This is a genomic window from Hymenobacter sp. BT559 (assembly GCF_016427535.1).
Classification (GTDB): domain Bacteria; phylum Bacteroidota; class Bacteroidia; order Cytophagales; family Hymenobacteraceae; genus Hymenobacter.
In genome coordinates this window covers 666,028-685,130 of sequence record NZ_JAELXV010000002.1, presented here as the reverse complement: position 1 = coordinate 685,130, position 19,103 = coordinate 666,028, and the positions used below count along the sequence as shown (strand labels likewise).

At 57.2% G+C, this 19,103-nt stretch carries 18 protein-coding genes; 10 read left to right on the top strand and 8 right to left on the bottom strand.

The features are described 5' to 3' along the window. Nucleotides 1-114 precede the first annotated feature (114 nt). Both JAO77_RS09455 and uvrA read right to left on the bottom strand, forming a co-directional pair. The gene (locus JAO77_RS09455; protein WP_198990087.1) at nucleotides 115-513 is read right to left on the bottom strand and encodes a DUF2251 domain-containing protein; all 399 of its coding nucleotides are present in this window, start codon (nucleotides 511-513) and stop codon (nucleotides 115-117) included. Nucleotides 514-531: 18 nt separating this feature from the next. Continuing rightward, the gene (gene uvrA, locus JAO77_RS09450) at nucleotides 532-3,378 is read right to left on the bottom strand and encodes an excinuclease ABC subunit UvrA (RefSeq protein ID WP_198990085.1); all 2,847 of its coding nucleotides are present in this window, start codon (nucleotides 3,376-3,378) and stop codon (nucleotides 532-534) included. A 170-nt stretch (nucleotides 3,379-3,548) separates the two neighbouring features. On the opposite strand from uvrA, the gene JAO77_RS09445 reads away from it, so the two are divergent. Next, nucleotides 3,549-3,968 (top strand): hypothetical protein, encoded by a 420-nt coding sequence (locus JAO77_RS09445; protein ID WP_198990083.1) that lies wholly within the window; start codon nucleotides 3,549-3,551, stop codon nucleotides 3,966-3,968. A 10-nt stretch (nucleotides 3,969-3,978) separates the two neighbouring features. Here JAO77_RS09445 and JAO77_RS09440 read toward each other — a convergent pair whose 3' ends face one another. Next, entirely contained in the window at nucleotides 3,979-5,184 is a 1,206-nt protein-coding gene (locus JAO77_RS09440; RefSeq protein WP_198990080.1) for a hypothetical protein, read from the bottom strand. After that, on the bottom strand, nucleotides 5,181-6,170 hold the full coding sequence (locus JAO77_RS09435) for a DUF2157 domain-containing protein (protein WP_198990078.1): 990 nt from the start codon (nucleotides 6,168-6,170) through the stop codon (nucleotides 5,181-5,183). Before JAO77_RS09435 ends, JAO77_RS09440 begins: the two co-directional genes overlap by 4 nt. A 131-nt stretch (nucleotides 6,171-6,301) precedes the next feature. On the opposite strand from JAO77_RS09435, the gene JAO77_RS09430 reads away from it, so the two are divergent. The 3 genes from JAO77_RS09430 to JAO77_RS09420 all read left to right on the top strand — a co-directional run bounded on the left by JAO77_RS09430 (nucleotide 6,302) and on the right by JAO77_RS09420 (nucleotide 9,260). Beyond that, nucleotides 6,302-6,931, top strand: a complete 630-nt coding sequence (locus JAO77_RS09430) for a hypothetical protein (protein ID WP_198990076.1) — start codon at nucleotides 6,302-6,304, stop codon at nucleotides 6,929-6,931. A 12-nt stretch (nucleotides 6,932-6,943) separates the two neighbouring features. Beyond that, nucleotides 6,944-7,351 (top strand): PRC-barrel domain-containing protein, encoded by a 408-nt coding sequence (locus JAO77_RS09425; protein WP_198990075.1) that lies wholly within the window; start codon nucleotides 6,944-6,946, stop codon nucleotides 7,349-7,351. A gap of 403 nt (nucleotides 7,352-7,754) precedes the next feature. Continuing rightward, a complete protein-coding gene (locus JAO77_RS09420; RefSeq protein ID WP_198990073.1) occupies nucleotides 7,755-9,260 on the top strand; it encodes a hypothetical protein in 1,506 nt (501 codons plus the stop codon). 49 nt (nucleotides 9,261-9,309) lie between these two features. On the opposite strand, the gene hemH is transcribed toward JAO77_RS09420, so the two are convergent. After that, a complete protein-coding gene (gene hemH, locus JAO77_RS09415) occupies nucleotides 9,310-10,347 on the bottom strand; it encodes a ferrochelatase (RefSeq protein WP_198990071.1) in 1,038 nt (345 codons plus the stop codon). A gap of 217 nt (nucleotides 10,348-10,564) precedes the next feature. Between hemH and era the strand changes: the two genes are divergently transcribed. The 6 genes from era to JAO77_RS09385 all read left to right on the top strand — a co-directional run bounded on the left by era (nucleotide 10,565) and on the right by JAO77_RS09385 (nucleotide 16,169). Continuing rightward, nucleotides 10,565-11,461, top strand: coding sequence for a GTPase Era (gene era, locus JAO77_RS09410; protein WP_198990069.1), 897 nt, complete (start codon nucleotides 10,565-10,567; stop codon nucleotides 11,459-11,461). Between the two features lie 182 nt (nucleotides 11,462-11,643). Next, a complete protein-coding gene (gene der, locus JAO77_RS09405; protein WP_198990068.1) occupies nucleotides 11,644-12,963 on the top strand; it encodes a ribosome biogenesis GTPase Der in 1,320 nt (439 codons plus the stop codon). Between the two features lie 82 nt (nucleotides 12,964-13,045). Then, nucleotides 13,046-13,267, top strand: a complete 222-nt coding sequence (locus JAO77_RS09400; RefSeq protein WP_144851818.1) for a hypothetical protein — start codon at nucleotides 13,046-13,048, stop codon at nucleotides 13,265-13,267. A 163-nt stretch (nucleotides 13,268-13,430) separates the two neighbouring features. After that, nucleotides 13,431-14,180, top strand: a complete 750-nt coding sequence (locus JAO77_RS09395) for a LytR/AlgR family response regulator transcription factor (protein WP_198990066.1) — start codon at nucleotides 13,431-13,433, stop codon at nucleotides 14,178-14,180. Between the two features lie 55 nt (nucleotides 14,181-14,235). After that, on the top strand, nucleotides 14,236-15,105 hold the full coding sequence (locus JAO77_RS09390) for a rhomboid family intramembrane serine protease (protein WP_198990064.1): 870 nt from the start codon (nucleotides 14,236-14,238) through the stop codon (nucleotides 15,103-15,105). Between the two features lie 56 nt (nucleotides 15,106-15,161). Beyond that, nucleotides 15,162-16,169, top strand: coding sequence for a zinc-binding dehydrogenase (locus JAO77_RS09385; protein WP_198990063.1), 1,008 nt, complete (start codon nucleotides 15,162-15,164; stop codon nucleotides 16,167-16,169). Between the two features lie 79 nt (nucleotides 16,170-16,248). Here the strand turns inward: JAO77_RS09385 and JAO77_RS09380 are convergent, their stop codons facing one another. The 3 genes from JAO77_RS09380 to rimK all read right to left on the bottom strand — a co-directional run bounded on the left by JAO77_RS09380 (nucleotide 16,249) and on the right by rimK (nucleotide 19,020). Continuing rightward, nucleotides 16,249-16,935 carry an OmpH/Skp family outer membrane protein gene (locus JAO77_RS09380; RefSeq protein ID WP_198990062.1) on the bottom strand — a complete coding sequence of 229 codons (687 nt, stop codon included), beginning with the start codon at nucleotides 16,933-16,935 and terminating at the stop codon, nucleotides 16,249-16,251. A gap of 74 nt (nucleotides 16,936-17,009) precedes the next feature. Then, complete coding sequence (locus tag JAO77_RS09375) at nucleotides 17,010-17,969, bottom strand: succinylglutamate desuccinylase/aspartoacylase family protein (protein ID WP_198990060.1); 960 nt, start codon at nucleotides 17,967-17,969, stop codon at nucleotides 17,010-17,012. A gap of 112 nt (nucleotides 17,970-18,081) precedes the next feature. Then, complete coding sequence (gene rimK / locus JAO77_RS09370) at nucleotides 18,082-19,020, bottom strand: 30S ribosomal protein S6--L-glutamate ligase (RefSeq protein WP_198990058.1); 939 nt, start codon at nucleotides 19,018-19,020, stop codon at nucleotides 18,082-18,084. Between the last annotated feature and the right edge of the window lie 83 nt (nucleotides 19,021-19,103).

The window sequence follows — 19,103 nt, the reverse complement described above, 5'->3', positions numbered from 1 at the left end:
AAAGCCAACAAACGCTCCTCAGCAACTCCTAAGCAAGTTAGTTGGCAATCTCCGCTAGATTCTAGCCTATTGCCCTAGGTAGCTACTCTCACTCCTAGTAAGCAATAGAATATTTTAGGCTGCGAAATACTGTTCTATTAGCTCGTCTGTTAGCTCTCGCTTCATGGTTTGCCCGTTGCGAGCTGGCGGGAAAGCATTACGACAAAAGCCAGCCGAGCGCTGAAAATCGTACAGCGCATGGCCATAGCCGTTGATAAGCAGCACGACCGCAGTCCAGGTTTCATCCCAAACAAGTTGAACCTTTACCGGAATATGCCGGTCGGTCACGTTGGCTACATCGTACACGTGCAAGGCATCCAGTATTTCCAGGTCGGCCCCAGGCCTCACGGCGTAGAGATAGCCCGTGGTGCCGTCATCTTCAAAAATCGCGCTTCGCTCGCCCCCCACCGCTGTGCTTGCCACAACGGTATCGGGGGTGCCAACCGCAATTTTTTCTTCGATACCTAAATGCATAGCAATGAATTATAAACGCTAACCTTGCACCTTTTCGGCCAGAAACCGGGCCGTGTGGTTAGTATCCTTGAGCTTCACCAGTTGCTCGGGTGTGCCTTCGAAGAGTAGGTGCCCGCCGTTGAGACCACCTTCGGGGCCCATATCAATGAGCCAGTCGGCGCACTTAATGATGTCCATGTTGTGCTCGATGATGAGCACCGAATTGCCCTGCTCTACCAGCGCGTTGAGCGCGCCCAGCAGCTTGGCAATGTCGTGGAAGTGCAGGCCGGTGCTCGGCTCGTCGAAGATGAACAAGATTTTATCTTGTTGCAGCGTGGCGCCTTTAGTGAGGAAGCTCGCCAACTTCACGCGCTGGGCTTCGCCGCCGCTGAGCGTGTTGGCCGACTGCCCTAGGCGGATATACCCGAGGCCCACGTCGAGTAGCGGGCGCAGGCGCTCGGCTACTTTGAGCTGGCCAGCGAAGAACTCCACGGCGTCTTCTACCGTGAGGTCGAGCACCTCATAGATGTTCTTGTCCTGGAATTTGATTTCCAGAATATCCTGCTTGAACTTATGGCCGCCGCAGCTTTCGCAGGTCAGGAAAATATCGGCCATGAACTGCATCTCGATTTTTACCTGGCCTTCGCCCTGGCACACCTCGCAGCGCCCGCCCTCCACGTTGAACGAGAAGTGCGACGGCTTCAGGCCCCGGGCCTTAGCCAGCGGCTGCTCTGAAAACAGCGTGCGAATGGTATCGTAGGCCTTAACGTATGTCACCGGGTTCGAGCGAGACGACTTGCCAATGGGGTTTTGGTCTACAAACTCAACGTGCGTTACCTGCCCATTCACGCCCAGCAAACGGTCAAACTTGCCGGTGCTTTCGCCTGCGCCACCGCCGAGCTGCTTCATTAGGGCCGGGGCCAAAATGCGCCGAATAAGCGTGGACTTGCCCGAGCCTGACACGCCCGTCACTACCGTCATCACGTTCAGCGGAATCTTGACGCTCACGTTTTTGAGGTTGTTTTCGCGGGCGCCGGTCAGCTCCAGCGCGTTGCGCCAGGGGCGGCGCACGGCGGGCACCGGCACGTCCATCTTGCCGCTCAAGTACTTACCGGTGTAGGTCGCCTCATCCTCCATCAGCTCCGGAAAAGTACCCTGAAACATAAGGTTGCCGCCGCCACTGCCGGCCTCGGGGCCGATGTCAATAATCTGGTCGGCGGCCTCCATCATTTTCTCCTCGTGCTCCACCACCACTACCGTGTTGCCCAACTCTTGCAGCGAGCGCAGCACCCCAATGAGCTGCTCGGCATCCTTGGGGTGCAGGCCGATGCTTGGCTCGTCGAGCACGTACATCGAGCCCACCAGCGCCGAGCCCAGCGACGTAGCCAATGAGATACGCTGGCTTTCGCCACCGCTCAGCGTGTTGCTCAAGCGATTGAGGGTGAGGTACCCTAGACCTACCCTATCTAGGTAGCCCAGGCGGTTCGTGATTTCGGCCAGCAGGCGGTCGGCCACTGCCATTTCGTGCTCGCTTAGGCCCAGGTTTTGGAAGAACGTGAGCGCGTCGGAGATGGGCAGCAGCACCAAATCGGTAATGCTGCGGCCGTCGATTCTCACGTACTGTGCGTCTTTACGCAAGCGCGTGCCGCGGCAATCGGGGCAGGTGGTGCGGCCCCGGTAGCGGCTTTGCAGCACGCGGTACTGGATTTTATGCGTCTGCTCGCTTACCCACCGGAAGTAAGCGTCCAAACCCTCAAAGTACTTGTTACCAGTCCAGAGCAAGCGCTGCTCGGCTTCGCTCAGCTCATTGTAGGGGCGGTGAATGGGGAAGTCGAAGCGGATGCCATTCTTGAGCAGCGGCTTCAGCCACTCGCCCTGCTTTTCGGTGCGCCAGGGTGCAATAGCGCCCTCGTACACGGTCATGCTTTTGTCTGGGATTACTAGGTCTTCATCGATACCCAGCACCGAGCCAAAGCCTTCGCAAGTGTGGCAGGCACCGTAAGAGTTATTGAAGGAGAAGAAGTTAACGTTCGGCTCCTCAAATGTCAGTCCATCCAGTTCAAATTTATCGGAGAAGGTACGCGTCTCGTCGTCCAGCTTCACAACGCAAGTGCCGTGGCCCTCGAAGAAGGCCGTTTGCACCGAGTCGGACAGTCGGAATTGCAGGTCCTCGTCGTCGGGCTGTACCGCGGAGCGGTCGATAAGGATGGACACATCGCCCTCCACCTCCGGCTTGCCTTCACCAATCAGGTCTTCGATGAATGCGTTTTGGCCATCGGCCAGCACCACGCGGGCGTAGCCCTTTTGCAAGAGCAAATCCAGCTCCTTGCTCATGGGCCGGTCGGGCTCAGTGCGCAGCAGCGGCGCCAATATGGTGACGCGCGTGCCGGCTTCGAGGCTGAATAAATAATCGACCACGTCGGCCACCGTGTCCTTGCGCACTTGCTCGCCGCTCACGGGCGAGTACGTGCGGCCCACTCGCGCAAACAGCAACTTGAGGTAGTCGTAAATCTCGGTGCTGGTGCCCACCGTCGAGCGGTTGTTCTTGATGCTGACCTTCTGCTCGATGGCGATGGCCGGCGAGATGCCCCGGATATAGTCCACGTCGGGCTTGTCCATGCGACCTAGGAACTGCCGGGCGTAGCTGCTCAGGCTTTCCACGTACATGCGCTGGCCTTCAGCGTACAAGGTATCAAAAGCCAAGCTCGACTTGCCCGAGCCCGAGAGGCCGGTGACCACGATAAACTTGTTGCGAGGCAAGGCCACGCTCAGGTTCTTGAGGTTGTGCACGCGCGCATTTTTGATAACAATAAACTGGCGCGGGTCGAGGTGGTCGATTTCGTCGTGGGCAGGGGCGGCCACTTGCAGAGCGGAGTTGTCGGACATGAATGCGGTAACGCCGGCCGGGGGGCGGAAGGTTTCGGGCGCGGGTACAAAGGTCGGGGGTAATCGAATAGCGAGTTGGACTTTTTTCCTAGGTCAGCCTTTTGGGGCCTAGTCTTTAAAAGACGCTACTTCTTCAACCATTGCAACTTCGCACCCGTACTTTCGCGCCTATGCTCCTTGAAGAACTACGGTCGCCGGTTGGCAAGCTCTACCTATCCATTCAGCAGCCCGAAAACGCCCAGTGGATTTATGCCGACTGGATGGGCTACCCCACCAGCAACAACGTGGCCACCGGGGCCATCGCCTACCTCAACTGGATGCAAAAGCAGCGCCTGCACGCCGTACTCAACGATAACCGCCACCTCGTGGGCCGCTGGGACAACTCGCTCGACTGGCTAGAGCAAACCTGGGTGCCCCACGCCGTGCAGTGCGGCATCCGCTACTGGGCCCACCTCGACAATGCCGATGCCATGTCGGCGCAGTCGGCGGCCGCGCTGCGCGCCCGCATCAAGGGCAAGTTTGTGGTGGAAATGTTCAGTGACCAGGCCGAGGCCGAAAAGTGGCTGCGCCTCCGCCTGGCCCACCGGTAGACGGCGCGCCTTAGTAGCTGCTATCGGCCCCGCCCCCACCCGACTGCCCGCCCCCGAACTGAAATCCGGCTTCCGGGGCGGCAGGCACGTGGGCCGTTTGGGCAACTATCAGCGATTCGAGGTTGAAATGGGGCGTGGCCTCGTCGTCGGGGGCGGCGGTGAGGCCGTGGCGCGGGGTACGCAAGTAGCGCAGGGCAGCCAGCGCCAAGCCCGTGAGCACCAAACCAGCGAGCGTAGCCGCTACTTCGGGTGGCATAATAGCGTGGTAGTAGCGCACCGTGAAGATAGAAAACGCCACTGCCAGCACCCCGACCAGCAGCACCAATCGGTCGTGGCGACGCAGCCCTAGGTAGAGATAGAGCAGCGGTACAACCGCAGTGAATACGTAGAAGACCGGAGCCAGCGGTATCTGCGGCGATGGGCCGTAGCCACCTATCAGCTTTGCGTTGCCTTCGCGCACAATCAAGTAATTACCCGCTAGGTAGAACGTGGCCAACGCTAGTGTCCGCAGCACCACCAAGCTGGTTCGGTAGTACAAATAATTAGGCCGGTCCGGCTGCTTCTCTAACCAATAGAGCAGGACTGCCGAAGCCGCCATCATTGCAAACGGCAACAACAGTTGCCCAAAAGCGCCGTGCAGCAGCACATTAGCTAGTAGGGCCATCACAGTACCGAAAGTAACGGCCGCCACCACAGGGTCGGCGTAGCGCCACAGAGCCAGCAGCAGCGGCCCCAGCAGCAACAGCAGGTGTAGCCACATTCCCGGAGCTATCAGCCAAAAATCATGGTCGTAGTACTGATGACTATAGCTATAAGGCAGCCATTCGGAGAAGCTGCATAGAATTAGAAATTCCCACGCCAGCAGCGCACTGTAGAGCAGCGCCATATCAACGCCGGAGTGGTAGTGGCGCGAGTGTATAATTACTACTTCTACCCCGACCACACTACCCACCAGGGCGAACAAACCCAGACCAAACTCACTGTGTACTCTTGCCCCAATACCTAGGGCCAGCAATAAGCTCCCTACGCTCAGCAGGGTAGCCACGAACAGCCCCACCCGCAGGAGGATGGCGGGCTGGTAGTAATCGACCGGGTAAGCCGCGTCGATAGCCGCCCGCTGAGCGGGTAGCAGCAGGCCACGCCGCTGCCAGCGAGCAGCGGCGGCTTGCATAGCCGTGTGGTAGGGCCAGGCGGTCGGGTAGGCTTTGAAGCTCATGCGAGGCGCAGGATTTTTTTGCTATTGAGAAACAGGAGCACGATGCCAACCAGCGTCAGTGGTAGATACAGCACTATCATGGGCACTACCCAATTGCCGGAGTGGTCGCTGGACAGTGCAGATATAATAACATAAGTGACAGCTACGTAGCTGTAGGCCACGCTCATCAGCAAAAACAGGTAGGACTGCGCCCGCCGCGCATACCATACCAGCCCCGCGCTGAGACCCAGCACCAGCACTAGCCAGGGCAGGGTATATCGACCTTCGGTGTGAAACAGCATCGACATAGTCGCCAGCAGCGCCACATTACCCCCTAGCGAAAGATAGGTGAAGGCAAAATGTCGCTTGCGGTCAAAAAACTCCGATAATAGCCCGGCCGCCACCAGCACGAACCCAAGCAATAGCGCCGGGAGACTTATGACACCCTGCCAAATCAGCCCATGCCGGAAAACATCCAGTGGGGCTACACTCACGCCCACCCAGGCGGCCAGCGCCGTAATGGCCATCGCGAGCACGCCGCGGTGGTCGAACCGGTAAGCTAGAGCAAAGAAAAGCCCGGCTGGCAACACTGTGGCTAGGCCATAGCGCGTGCCAAACAGCTCATACTGCACTTGCAAGTAGCCTTCAAGCACCAGAAACAACAAGCAGCCCAGCACTAGCAGATAATCGGCTGCGATACTGGTGCGCGGGGCCTCACGCCAGGTAAATGCTGGAAGGTGCCGCATTGCGTAAGCAAAGGACGCACTCATAGCCAGTGTAATAGCAGCTATTATGACCCCGTGCCCAATGCTGTCGATATGTTGGTAAACGAGCACTCCTACGCCCCCGGCCAGCAGCGTAATGCCTAGGTACAGCAAGGTCCGCAGCTCGTAGTTTAGCGAAAAGGGTCGGGTGCGCTCGTCGGCCTCAATCGCGGTGGCTTGGTCAGGTGGCACAAGGCCCTGGGCCTCTAGGTCGGCTAACAGGCGAGAAGTAGGAGAAGCCACGATATAAGAAAAGCCAGGTGAAACCGGCCGTAAACATAGGCTACTCAGTACCAGTTGCCGACCTAGGCGGGCTCAACTGCTGGCGGCAACCCTTCGTACTGCTGCTTAGCTTTCTGCTTTCCCGCATTCATATGGCCGAACTTCGTATTCAACCTAAAAAATCTGCACCTAGTCCGTGGCTGCTGGTGGCGTTGGCAGTAGTAGTGCTGGCCGCGGCCGCCTACTTCTTCCTGCGCCCCGACACGGCCGACGAGCCTGCCCCAGCGCCGGCAGTAACTTCGGTCCCTACCCCTACCGATAGCCTGGCCCCCGGCAGCCCGGCCGCTGACGCCCGCGCCACCCCGCCACCCAGCGACTCGCTCGAAACCAGCCCACCCCTAGGCAGCGACTCACCCGCTCGGGTGCGGCTGCTAGAGCTTGCGCCCCAGCTCACGCAATTGGCTGACCGCACCGACCTACGCGACGACGCTACCATTCGGGAGCAGCGCGACAACTTCACCAGCGCTATCTCGCGGCTCGAAGACAATGACCCGGCCGCCAGCCTACGCCCCGGCCTCGTGGCAGCCGCCAACCTGCTGCTAGCCGTCCAGCAAAAAGGCTACCCAAACCTCGAAGCCGAGGCCAACGCCCTCACGCTGCAAGCCAGCGAGCTCTCGGGCCGCGATGCCACGCCCGCCGAGCAAACCTGTAACCGCGCCTATTTGGCACAGGTAGCCAGCCTGCTCAATACTCTGAGCTATCCTATCAAAGATGTGCTTTAATCTCATTTAATCATGCCTTCTCCTATCTTGCGCCGCCTGCGCGACCTGCCCACCTTTGAGATGGCCACCGGCGACCCCGACCCCCGCGGCTGGGCCGTGCGCGGTGGCGACGGCCAGGTATTCGGTACCGTTACAGAGCTGCTGGTTGACCCCGAGTCGCAGCGCGTGCTTTACCTCAACGTGGAGCTTGAGCGAGGCCTGCCCGGCGTACCCACGCCTGCCCCACACGCCGAAACTCAGATTTTGCTGCCCCTAGGTGCCGTTAATCTCGATACCGAAGGCAGCAGTGTATTCGTGACCGCGCTACGCCGCGACACGGTCGGCAGCTACCCGCCCTTCATCGACTTCATCTTGCCTACTGAGTACGAAGAAGCTATGCTACGTACTTTGAAAGCATCATCAATTGATACCAAGCCCTAAAGCCCTGCACAAACAGTCCAACTAAAGCGACTATTTTGTAAAGGTCACTTCACGGCTTTTTGATGCATGCTGGCAAAATACCCTTACGAGTAGGCGCTTAAAAAAAGAAGAGGTTGCTACAATATTGTAGCAACCTCTTCTTTTTTTAAGCGCCGTAGGGTGAATGTCTACAGCCTCTAATACCCTTTCAACCAGACAAGCATAAAAGTAAAGGGAAACTCAAAATCAGAAGTTTATGAAGCAGCATAAATCCCAACCATTTGCAGCGACTAACCGAACTACCTTTAACTTTGCCTCATTACTATCAACACCTAGTAACATCTCACTTAAATATCAAATCATAAATTAATCATTACTACGCCAAATAAATTAAACATCTCTCCATTTAATTTCTACTACCGAAGTGATAAGTATCAGCAACAATACAATTGAGACACAAAAAATAAAACACAGTAGACAATCATTTACTACTAGCAATACATTCTTCTTCTCGATTGCATTTTTACTATTTCTTATTCATTTACTTACGTCACGCTTCTTTCATCAGCCATACGATGCCGCAGGGTATTGGTCACTTGCTAATGAATTTGATGTGAATGGCACACAAGATTTTTCCATTTACAATTTTCATAGCAAGCTACGTGGTTATTTATTACCCTTACTTTATTACCCAGCAGTAGTAGCAACGCGGTCTACCTTTTCAACCAACCCGATGGTATTGCCTAAAATAATGGGTGCCGTCCAGGCCGGAGTTTTATTTGGCATACTATCTCCAATGTTGTGGCAACGCGTAACTAGACGACCAATATCCATGTGGCGACGTTTAGCATTTATCTTTATTTGCTTTTTATTGTGGCGTGACCATTTCAATTTCGTACTGACCGATTTTCCAGCTTTACTTGCATTAATAGCAGGACTCCTTCTGGCCTACGGCTCACGCCCAGTATGGTATGCATTCTTTGTAGGCATGTGCGGTGCATTAGCGCTATATATTAGGCCTGTATATATTGCAACTCTTCCGCTATTGCTTATTCTACTTTGGCAGCAAAGCATCTATCATTACAAAAGAAGCTTTGCAATACGTATAGCCATTCAGCTAGGCCTTTTTATTCTTGGAACATTAGCGGTAGCTACGCCTCAATATTTAATAAACAGTAAAAATTTTAGTTTAAATAACTTCTTAGTTTCTAGCGAAACAAAAGAATATCAAGTAAAAGAAAACAAAAGCTTGTATCTGTGGCATCTTAACGCTGGGTTAGTAATGCAGCGATATGAAACAAATATTGGCAGTGATTATCCAGAGGCTCAGATGGTATTTGGCGACCGTGCTGGCCTTGCCATGCATCTAAATAACGGAGGTGGCAGTCAACATTCCTATTTAGATTATATTCGATATGGAGGGTTTGTATTAGATTCTTACAAGCTTTACGGGCAGTTTGTGTTGAAACAGCCTATCGATATGCTCGCCCTATACTCGCGACATGCATTTAACGGGCTCGATGTTTTGTATTCCAGTCCTTATATAGTAAAGGTGCATTCCTCTACTTTTCTACTAACATTTGTCAACTACACCGCGCTCTTCTTAGCTCTTCTAACAATAAGCCGCTACTGGCACCACCTACGATTAGGGAGCGGACTTGTAGTGGCTACTCTAGCGCTAGTTGGCTTGGTGGCAATACCTACGGTGGTGGAGTGCAGATTTTTTATCGGCTTACATCTGATGTTACTAGGCATAGCCTGCTTCGGGAGCCAATTCAGCAAGCAAAGTCTCATCCCTCAGAAGCTTGCCCCCCTACTGGGAGCATACACCCTTTTCTTGCTGTTTTGCTTCACACTATCCTCTAACACACAAGCCTCGCTTGAAATGGAGGCCAAAACTATTCATTCTAAGCAACTAGTAGCAAAATAAAGAGGGCCGCTGCAGTAATGCAGTGGCCCTCTTAGGTGTTAGTTCAGCATTAGTTCTGCCTAATCATGTCGGCCACGGCCGACACCCAGTAGGGCTCCGAGTTGAGCGAGGGCACCAACTGCCAATGCTCGCCACCGGCTTCTTCGAACATTTCTTTGAATTCCACGCCCACCTCGATAGTGGTTTCGAGGCAGTCGGCCACGAAAGCGGGCGAAAATGCTAGCACGTTTTTGATGCCTTTAGCCGGAAACTCCTTGATGACCTCGTCGGTGTAAGGTTGCAGCCAGGGGTCGCGCAGGCGGCTTTGCAGGCGGCTCTGGAAGGTCACGGTATACTGGTCGTCGCGCAGCCCTAGGCCCGCTGCCAGCAGCCGCGAGGTGGCAAAACACTGCGCCCGGTAGCAGTAGCGGTTGTTTTTATTATACGTATTGCAGCACTTGCCTAGCTGGCAGTAGCCCTTGAAACTACCCTTGAGCACGTGCCGCTCGGGGATGCCATGGTAGCTGAACACAATATGGTCGTAGTCGTGCTTGGCCATCTCAGCTTTGCCCCGCGTCACGAAGCTGCTAATGAAGCCGGGGTCGTCGGCGAAGGTGCTGATGAAATTAACGCTCGGCACTATCCACCAATCTTTTACGATATCCATCACCTTCTCCTGCACCGACCCCGTGCTGGCCGCCGCGTACTGCGGAAATAGCGGCAGCACGATGATGCGGTCCACGGCCGCATCGCGCAGTTCCTCTAGGGCGCTCTCGATGCTGGGCTTCTGGTAGCGCATGCCGAAGGCTACCACGTACCCGTCGCCGAGTTGCGCTTGCAAGAGCTTTTGCAAATCGAGGCCGTGAAACAGTAGCGGCGAGCCACGCTCATCATCCCAGAGCTGCTGGTAGATTTTGGCGGACTTGGGCGCCCGCAGTGGCACTACTAACCCTTGGAAAAGTGGGTAGCGCACGGCGGCCGGCATGTCAATAACGCGGCCATCGGTCAGAAATTCATTGAGGTAGCGGCGCACATCGCCGGTTTGCGGCGAGTCGGGCGTACCTAGGTTCACTAGCAAGACGCCAATGCGGCGGGCGGAGGTAGGCATTATGTATAATGGTTAATGGTTAGTTGTTAATAGTTAATCCTTTACGACCTGCACTAATCACAACCAGCCACTTGCTTTATGTCTGTTGAATCTTTAACCAAAAAGTCCGGGTTTAGACTTTAATGACAGCACAAAAATCATTAACAATTAACCATTAAACCTTAACCACTAATTCCCGCCGTACCTTTGCGGGCTCATTTTCAAAACCCTACCTCGCGTGAACCCCGAACCTAAGCCACACCGTGCCGGCTTCGTCAGCATCATCGGCAAGCCCAACGTGGGCAAATCGACGCTGATGAACGCGCTCGTGGGCGAGCGCCTGAGCATCGTCACGAGTAAAGCCCAGACCACGCGCCACCGCATCCTAGGCATCCTCAATGGCGATGATTTTCAGCTAGTTTATTCCGATACGCCCGGTATCATTCAGCCCAAGTACGAGCTGCACAACGCCATGATGGCCTTCGTGTACTCGTCGCTGGAAGATGCCGACGTAATTCTGTTCGTTACGGACATCTACGAAAAGCATGACGAAGAGCCCGTAGTGGAGCGCCTGCGAAAAACTGAGGATACGCCCATTTACGTGCTGGTCAATAAGATAGACCAAGCCAGCCAGGAAGATGTAGAAGCCAAGCTGGCTTACTGGAAAGAGCAATTGCCCAACGCCACCGACGTGCTGCCCATCTCGGCGCTCAATGCCTTCGGTACCGAAAAGGTATTGCAGCTGGCCCTCGACAGCCTGCCCATTCACCCGCCATATTACCCGAAGGACGAGCTCACCGACAAGCCCGAACGCTTTTTCGCCGCCGAAATGGTGCGCGAGAAGATTTTCAAGCTCTACAAGAAAGAAGTCCCCTACTCCTGCGAAGTAACCATCGAGGAATTTAAGGAGGACGACGAAATTATCCGTATCCGTGGCGTTATCTACGTCGAGCGCAGCAGCCAGAAGGGCATCATCATTGGCGCTAAAGGTGAAGCACTTAAGAAAGTAGGCACCTGGGCACGCGAGGAAATGGAGAAGTTTTTTCAGAAAAAAGTGTTCCTGGAATTGTTCGTGAAAGTGAACGAGAACTGGCGCACAGACAGCAAGGCGCTCAGCCGCTTCGGCTATCAGTAGCCACTCACTGTTATGCTGAGCTTGCGAAGCATCTCTTCACGCTAGAACTACTAGCCTGACACGACGCTTCGCAAGCTCAGCATGACAACCTAGTAGACAACAAGTTAAATTCGACCATATTTCACTTAATTACTCCGGGTACTGCCGCGTCATTGGTCGGGCCGGCGGCTGGAGTCAAGCACATGAATACCATTGCAATAGTGGGCCGCCCCAACGTGGGCAAGTCCACCCTGTTCAACCGCTTGGTGGGCCGCCGCCAAGCCATCATGGACAACCAAAGCGGGGTAACCCGTGACCGCCACTACGGCTACGGCGACTGGACGGGCCACAACTTCACCGTGATTGACACGGGTGGCTACGTGCACAACTCGGACGATATTTTCGAGGGCGAAATCAACAAGCAGGTGAAGCTGGCCATTGAGGAAGCCGACGTAGTACTCTTCATGGTGGATGCCGAAGCTGGCCTGCATGGCCTGGACGAGGAGTTCGCCCATATTCTGCGCCGCTATATTGGCAAAAAGCCTATCTATCTGGTTGCTAATAAGGCTGATACTAACCTGCGAGCGCACAGCTCGGGTGAGTTCTATGCCCTAGGTCTCGGCGAAACGGAGGTATTTGCCATTAGCTCGGCCAATGGCTCGGGCACCGGCGAGCTGCTCGACGCCATCGTGAGCCATTTTGAGGAAGCTGGCGAGGAAGAACCCAACTCGGAGCTGCCGCGCATTGCTATTATCGGCCGGCCCAACGTGGGCAAGTCGTCGTTTGTAAACCTGCTCCTAGGGGAGGACCGCAGCATCGTGACCGACGTAGCCGGCACCACCCGCGACTCTATCGAGGCGAAGTACAGCGCCTTCGGCCACGAGTTTATGCTGGTAGACACGGCTGGCTTGCGCCGCAAAGCGCGGGTGAACGAGGATATCGAATTCTACTCCAACATGCGCTCGCTGCGCGCTATGGAGGCCGCCGACGTGTGCGTAGTGCTCCTAGATGCCAGCCGCGGCATCGAGGCGCAGGACGTGGCCATCATTGCCTTGGCCGACAAAAACCGCAAAGGCATCGTTATCCTGGTGAACAAGTGGGACCTGATTGAGGGCAAAGAGACGAATACGGCCCGCGATTTTGAAGCCAAAATCAAGGAGAAGATTGCGCCTATTGCCTACCCGCCCGTCGTATTCATTTCGGTGCTGAACAAGCAGCGTGTGCACAAGGCCTTGGAGGTTATCATGGAAGTGTACTCAAACAAGCGCCGCAAGATTCCGACTTCGCAGCTCAATGATGTGATGCTGAAGGAGATTGAGAAGTACCCGCCCCCCATTCAAAAGGGTAAGATGGTGCGCATTAAGTACGCTACTCAGTTGCCCACGCACAACCCGGTATTTGCTTTCTTCTGCAACCTGCCGCAATACATCCCGGACTCCTACGCCCGCTACCTCGAAAACCGGATGCGCGAGCATTTCGACTTCACAGGCGTACCAATTGGACTGGCTTTCCGGAAAAAATAATTTTTTTTCAAAAGTTGGGTTACCTCCACAGTGGCGTGGCATTAAGGGGCGGAAATTTTAAAAAACACTTTCCCCCTTTACCATGAAAAAAGTACTGTTCCTCGCCGTTGCTGCTATGTCGCTTTCGCTCGCTTCGTGCGACAGCAAGAAAGAAGATGCTGCTGAAGCTCAAGGCACTGCAGTAAAAGAGGCTGGCGAAGCTAAGGCTGACGCTATGGAAGAGAAGGCTGACTCGGTACGCGCTTCGGCTGACAAAGCTGGCGAGGCTATCGGTGACTCGGCTGACGCTAAAGACCCCAAGTAATTTATCTGGCGCTTGCGCCTGCCAAAAGTCCCTCCCCTACCCAGGGGAGGGACTTTTTTCATTTTACTGCTGTATATTTAACAAACCAAAGCATATAGGCTATTTATTAAGGATTATTTCAAGATTTTATTTTATTGACTATATCTGTGTTTACTCTATCCTTATGGCCCATCCTAGTGTTAGCATTCTGGTAGTAGAGGACAGCCCGGCCCAGGCCCGGCTGCTGGGCGCCTGCCTAACGCAGCTAGGCTTGCCGCTGCTAGGGCCGGCTGCCACGGCCGCCACGGCGTTGGCGCTGTGCACCACTACCTGGCCGGCGCTGGCAGTTATCGACCTAGGGCTGGAGGCTGGCAACGACGGCGTGGCGCTGGCCCAGCAGCTACGGGAGCAAGCACCGTTGCCCCTCATTTTTATTTCTGCCACCGACGATACCGAGCTGCTGGCACGGGCGCGGGCGTTGCAGCCGGTAGCCATCTTACCCAAGCCTTTCACCATCACCAGCCTGCGCCGCATGGTCGAGCTGGGGCTGTATGGGCAGGCGCGCACGCCTCTCGACTGGCAGCCCGGCGCCAGTGCCGAGCCAGCGCCTTCACCGTGGCTGTTTGTGCGCGAGCGCGATGTGCTGATGCGCCTGGCCCTGGCCGATATTACCTGCGTGCACACCGAGCAAAAGCATGCCGTACTCACGCTGGTGTCGGGGCGGCGGCACTCGGTGCGCACGCCGCTGGCCGAGTTGCTGCTGAGCCTGCCCGACACCTTTGTGCAGGTGCACCGCTCGTGGCTGGTCAACCTGAACTACGTAGAGTATGTGGACCCCGTAGCGGGCATTGTGCGGCTGCCGGGTACCCTAGAAGCCCCCCTAGGACGCACCTACCGCGACGAGCTGCTGCGGCGGCTGCCGCTGATTTCGTGAAGGCCGCCTGCCCACGCCGAAACCCAAAGGCAGGCGCTGGCGGTTAGGATACGCAATGGATGTTTCCACCCCCGAGGCCGCGGCGGCGCACTTTGCCCAGCGGCCCGATACCGAATTGCTTTACCTGGCTCGCCACGCCAGCCGCTACCCGCCCGCCGTGGGTGCGGCCGCCGTGGCCGAGCTGCAGCGTCGGGGCCTGGTACCCGAGGCGCCCGCTCCTGCCCCAGCGCCCCCACCCGCCGAAGCCCCCCGCGAAACCTGGGGCCAGTTGCTACGGCAGCTTGGTAAAGGGCTCTTCTGGCCCAGCCCGCCCTACGTGGCCGTGCCGCTACTCATCGACCTCAACGTGCTGGTGTGGCTGCTGATGGTGGCCAGTGGCATATCGCCCACCGACCCCGCAGGCCGCGAGCTCGCCGCTTGGGGCTCCAACGTGAGCAGCCTCACGCTACACGGGCAGCCCTGGCGCTTGCTTACTAGCCTCTTCGTGCATGGGGGTGCCACGCATTTGCTACTCAATATGATTAGCCTCTGGCTGCTGGGCCTGATGCTGGAGCAGCGCGTGGGCACCTGGCGGGTGCTGGCCGTGTACCTGGCCAGTGGGCTGGCGGCCAGCTTAGCTACGGTGTGGTACCACACGGCCGGCATCAACTCGACGGGGGCGAGCGGGGCTATTTTCGGGCTGTATGGCTTTATGCTGGCCCTGCTGCTGAGCAAGAAAATGGTGCTTGATAAGTTTGACCGGCGCGCGATGCTTGGCTTAGTGGTTTACTTAATATTAAGCAACTTGATTTCAGGCCTTACGGGCAACATCGACAATATTGCCCACCTAGGCGGGCTTTTGATGGGTGCGCTGGTGGCCGGCCCGGCGGCCATATTCACAATGCCCGCTGAGGCACCGAATAGCGAAACGAAGGAACCTAGCTGAGCAATTTGGCGGGTGCGCTGTTTAGCTCGTGTCTCCCACCATATTTCCTCCTATTCATGCTTGCGCTCCAACAAGATGCCGTGCACCAGCCCGCCATAGCGCGGGAAATTGCCACGCCCACGCCCGCGGCTGGCGAAGTACTCCTCAAGCTGCACGCGGCTGCCCTCAACCACCGCGATATCTGGATTCAGAAAGGCCAGTACGCGGGCATCAGACTGCCCTGCACCCTAGGGGCCGATGGCAGCGGCGAAGTGGCGGCGCTGGGCGAGGGCGTGAGTGGCCTAACGGTGGGCGCCCCCGTCATCCTGTATCCTGGCGTGGACTGGGGCGATGGCCAGCGAGCCCAAGGCCGTAATTTTCGGGTCCTAGGCATGCCCGACCCTGGCACCTTTGCCGAGTATACCACAGCGGCGGCGACCTACGTGCGGCCTCGCCCGACGCACCTCGACTGGGCGCAGGCGGCGGCCCTGCCGCTGGCGGGCCTCACCGCCTACCGGGCCGCCTTTGGGCGGGCCCAGCTGCAAGCTGGCGAGCGCGTACTTGTAACGGGCATAGGCGGCGGCGTGGCCCTGGTAGCAGCGCAGTTTTGCGCGGCGGCGGGTGCCGAGGTGTGGGTAACCTCGGGCGACGATGAGAAGCTGGCGCGGGCACTTGCCCTGCCCCTCGGCCTACGTGGCGGTGCTAACTACAAAGTCGACGGTTGGGCCAAAGACCTCACCAAGCGTGCCGGCGGGGCATTCGACGTTATTATTGACAGTGCCGCGGGGTCTGGCTTTGAGGCCTTGGTCGATGCCGCGGCGCCGGGTGGTCGCCTCGTGTTTTATGGAGGCACGCAGGGCAACATTACGTCGCTGCCGCCCGGTAAGGTCTTCTGGAAGCAGCTCAGCATCCTAGGTACCTCCATGGGTAGCCAGCATGACTTCGACGCCATGCTGGCGTTTGTAAACGAGCATCGGCTGGTGCCGGTAATCGATAAGCAGTTTGCCCTAGCCGAGGGCGAGGCAGCTTTGCGCTACCTGGCAGTTGGGCAGCAATTGGGCAAGGTGGTGCTTACTATTGCGTAATAAGACGGCTGTCCTTGCGCAGAAACAAAAGCGCCCGCAACGTGTGTTGCGGGCGCTTTTATAGCCTGAAATTTTGCGTTTACTTCTTGCGGTATTCGGCATTTAGGTAGGCTAGCACGGGCGCAGTAATGTCGAGGCCTTTCTCGCCGTAAGCGATAGTGCCGCTGGGGGCTGCGATAAGTATCATCTTATAGCCGTGCGACTTGCCATAGGCTTCCACTTTTTTATTCACGCTTTCGAGCACCGTTTGGGTCAGCTTGGCTTCGGCCTCCTGGGCCTGGGCCTGAATCTTCTGCTGCTCTACGGCACCCTGCTGCTGCTGGGCTTGTAGCTTCTGCTCGGCGGCGGCGCGCTGCTCGGGCGTAAGCGAAGCGGCCGTTTTCTGGTACTGCTCTACGGCAGTGCGGAAGCTGTTAACCAAGTTCTGGTTTTGACGCTCCCAGCCTTTAGCCTTGGCTTCGAAGGCGCGGCGAGCATCCTTCATACCCTGGTAGCCATCGAGCATCTTGCCAGACTCGACGTACACAATAGCGCCGGCGCCCGCCGTGGGCGCTGGGGTTGCTGCAACCGGTGCGGCGGCCGCTGGAGCCGCCGTTTCTTCCACAGGCGCCGGAGTTGCAGCTACTGCGCTATCCGCAACCACAGTTTCGGTAGGTACGGCGGCCACCGGCGCGGCGGCTGGCCGCTGGCTGAAATGCAGAAAATAAAGCACCGCCACCGCAACGAGCAGCACGGCATTAAAAACTAGTTGAACAGGATTCTTCATGTTAGCAAAGGTAAAGTCAATGAGCGATTAGCAATGAACCAGTTCCTTTTCGCTTCCGCCTATTATTTACTGACCTAGGCGGGCACTGCTAGGTGCAATAGCGCATCGCCCTGGTTCACGACGGGCATATTGTTGAAGCCGATGACGTAGCCGCTCATCGGCGACTCGAGGCGTACCGACTGCAAGCCATAGGGGTCGGACACGGAGCCGTAGACCTGGCCTTTCTCAACGAAATCGCCGAGCTTGACCCAGGCCCGAAACAAACCCGCGTAGCGTGCCCGCAGCCAGCGGTGGCGGTGGCACACAATGCTAGGGCGCGCCGGGGCGGGGCAGGGCGCGTCGCTCATACCTAGGTGGTGCAGTACCCGTAGCGTACCCGCAATAGCCTCCTCAATGCCAGGCTCGTCGAGGCGCAGGCTTTCGCCGGTTTCGTACACAATGATAGACTTGCCGAGGGCGTGGGCCGTGGCGCGTAGCGAGCCCGACCGCAGCCGCGCGTGCAGCGTGAAGGGAGCGCAGAAAGCTGCCGCCAAGTCATCGGTCACGTCGTCTTCGCCCAGCACGCAGCGCAGTTGGGGATAGTTAGCGCGAGCGGCGCCACCCGTATGAAAGTCGATGCCAAAGTCCACGAGCGGCATTACCTCGCGCATGAAGCGGTGCGCCACGCGGCTAGCCAGCGAGCCCCGCGGGTGCCCCGGAAAGGAACGGTTGACGTCCTTACCATCGGGCACTTCGCGACTAAAATTCAGAAAGCCATAGATATTGAGTATCGGAATGGCCACTATGCTGCCCCGCGTGGGCTGCAGCAGCTCGCGCCGCAGCATGCGCCGGATAGTTTCGATACCATTTACTTCATCGCCGTGCATGCCCGCCATCAGTAGCAGTACTGGGCCCGGCTTCTGCGCCCGAATGATGTGGACTGGCACATCAATGACCGTGCCCGAGGGTAGCTTCGAAATAACGAGCCGCGTAAGCACTCGCTCACCGGGATTGACAGTTAAGCCATTTATGGACAGCGAGTTGGTTGCGGGCATAATGGGCACCTAGGAAGGGCCGGCCGGGCAAGCCCCAGCCGCGCAGAAGAATACAAGCGCAGGGCGTCGCTCAAGAATCCGGCCAATTTAAGCGCCGCAGCCACGCTTTTCCTTAGTCGGGCGCCGAGTCGGGTGCTGATTTCTTGGCTTTTACTTTGCCTTTGCCGCCGCGCTTGCGCTGCGCCAGCTCGGCGGTATAGTCGATAATGCGGCCGGCAATGTCGAGGCCAGTGGCTTTCTCAATACCCTCCAGGCCCGGCGACGAGTTGACTTCGAGCACCAGCGGGCCGCGCTTGCTTTGCAGCATGTCCACACCCGCAATACCCAGACCTAGGGCCTTGGTAGCCAGCAGGGCGGCGGCCTTCTCGCTGCGGCTGAGCTTGACTAGGGTGCCCACGCCGCCACGGTGCAGGTTAGAGCGAAACTCGCCTTCCTTGCCCTGGCGGCGCATGGCGCCCACTACTTCGCCATTCACCACGAAGGCGCGCACATCGGCGCCTTTGGCCTCGCCGATAAACTCTTGCACCAGGATGCGGGCCTTGAGGTTGTGAAACGCCTCGATAACCGACTGGGCTGCTTTGGCGCTCTCGGCAAGCACTACGCCTAGGCCCTGCGTCCCTTCTAGAAGCTTGATAATGACGGGCGCGCCGCCTACGTGCTCGATAAGGGCAGGTACGTCATCGGTGAAGTTGGTGAAGGCCGTTTTGGGCATGCCTACGCCGGCGCGGCTCAGTATCTGGGTCGAACGCAGCTTGTCGCGCGAGCGCACAATGGCCTGGCTGTCCACGGCCGTGCGCACTTTCATCATCTCAAACTGCCGCACCACGGCCGTACCGTAGAACGTGACCGAAGCCCCGATGCGGGGGATAATGGCGTCGAACTTGGCCAGTGGCTGGCCCTGGTAAACGATATCGGGCTGGCCTTGCTCCAGCACTAGGTTGCACTGCAAATGGTCGAGGACCTGGGCCGCGTGGCCACGCTCGAGCGCGGCCGCCACTAGCCGCTGCGTGGAGTACGATTTGGGCTCCCGCGAAAGAATAGCCAGGTTCATATAAAAAAATACCGGCACTACCTGAAAGCGTAAAAGAATAAATGAGACCGCTCCATAGCACAGTGCCGCCTAACGGCTAGGCA

Excerpts from the sequence above, each read along its gene's own strand:
- JAO77_RS09455 (WP_198990087.1), bottom strand. The coding sequence starts at position 513 with ATGCATTTAGGTATCGAAGAAAAAATTGCGGTTGGCACCCCCGATACC.
- uvrA (WP_198990085.1), bottom strand. The coding sequence starts at position 3,378 with ATGTCCGACAACTCCGCTCTGCAAGTGGCCGCCCCTGCCCACGACGAA.
- JAO77_RS09445 (WP_198990083.1), top strand. The coding sequence starts at position 3,549 with ATGCTCCTTGAAGAACTACGGTCGCCGGTTGGCAAGCTCTACCTATCC.
- JAO77_RS09440 (WP_198990080.1), bottom strand. The coding sequence starts at position 5,184 with ATGAGCTTCAAAGCCTACCCGACCGCCTGGCCCTACCACACGGCTATG.
- JAO77_RS09430 (WP_198990076.1), top strand. The coding sequence starts at position 6,302 with ATGGCCGAACTTCGTATTCAACCTAAAAAATCTGCACCTAGTCCGTGG.
- JAO77_RS09425 (WP_198990075.1), top strand. The coding sequence starts at position 6,944 with ATGCCTTCTCCTATCTTGCGCCGCCTGCGCGACCTGCCCACCTTTGAG.
- hemH (WP_198990071.1), bottom strand. The coding sequence starts at position 10,347 with ATGCCTACCTCCGCCCGCCGCATTGGCGTCTTGCTAGTGAACCTAGGT.
- der (WP_198990068.1), top strand. The coding sequence starts at position 11,644 with ATGAATACCATTGCAATAGTGGGCCGCCCCAACGTGGGCAAGTCCACC.
- JAO77_RS09400 (WP_144851818.1), top strand. The coding sequence starts at position 13,046 with ATGAAAAAAGTACTGTTCCTCGCCGTTGCTGCTATGTCGCTTTCGCTC.
- JAO77_RS09395 (WP_198990066.1), top strand. The coding sequence starts at position 13,431 with ATGGCCCATCCTAGTGTTAGCATTCTGGTAGTAGAGGACAGCCCGGCC.
- JAO77_RS09390 (WP_198990064.1), top strand. The coding sequence starts at position 14,236 with ATGGATGTTTCCACCCCCGAGGCCGCGGCGGCGCACTTTGCCCAGCGG.
- JAO77_RS09385 (WP_198990063.1), top strand. The coding sequence starts at position 15,162 with ATGCTTGCGCTCCAACAAGATGCCGTGCACCAGCCCGCCATAGCGCGG.
- JAO77_RS09380 (WP_198990062.1), bottom strand. The coding sequence starts at position 16,935 with ATGAAGAATCCTGTTCAACTAGTTTTTAATGCCGTGCTGCTCGTTGCG.
- JAO77_RS09375 (WP_198990060.1), bottom strand. The coding sequence starts at position 17,969 with ATGCCCGCAACCAACTCGCTGTCCATAAATGGCTTAACTGTCAATCCC.
- rimK (WP_198990058.1), bottom strand. The coding sequence starts at position 19,020 with ATGAACCTGGCTATTCTTTCGCGGGAGCCCAAATCGTACTCCACGCAG.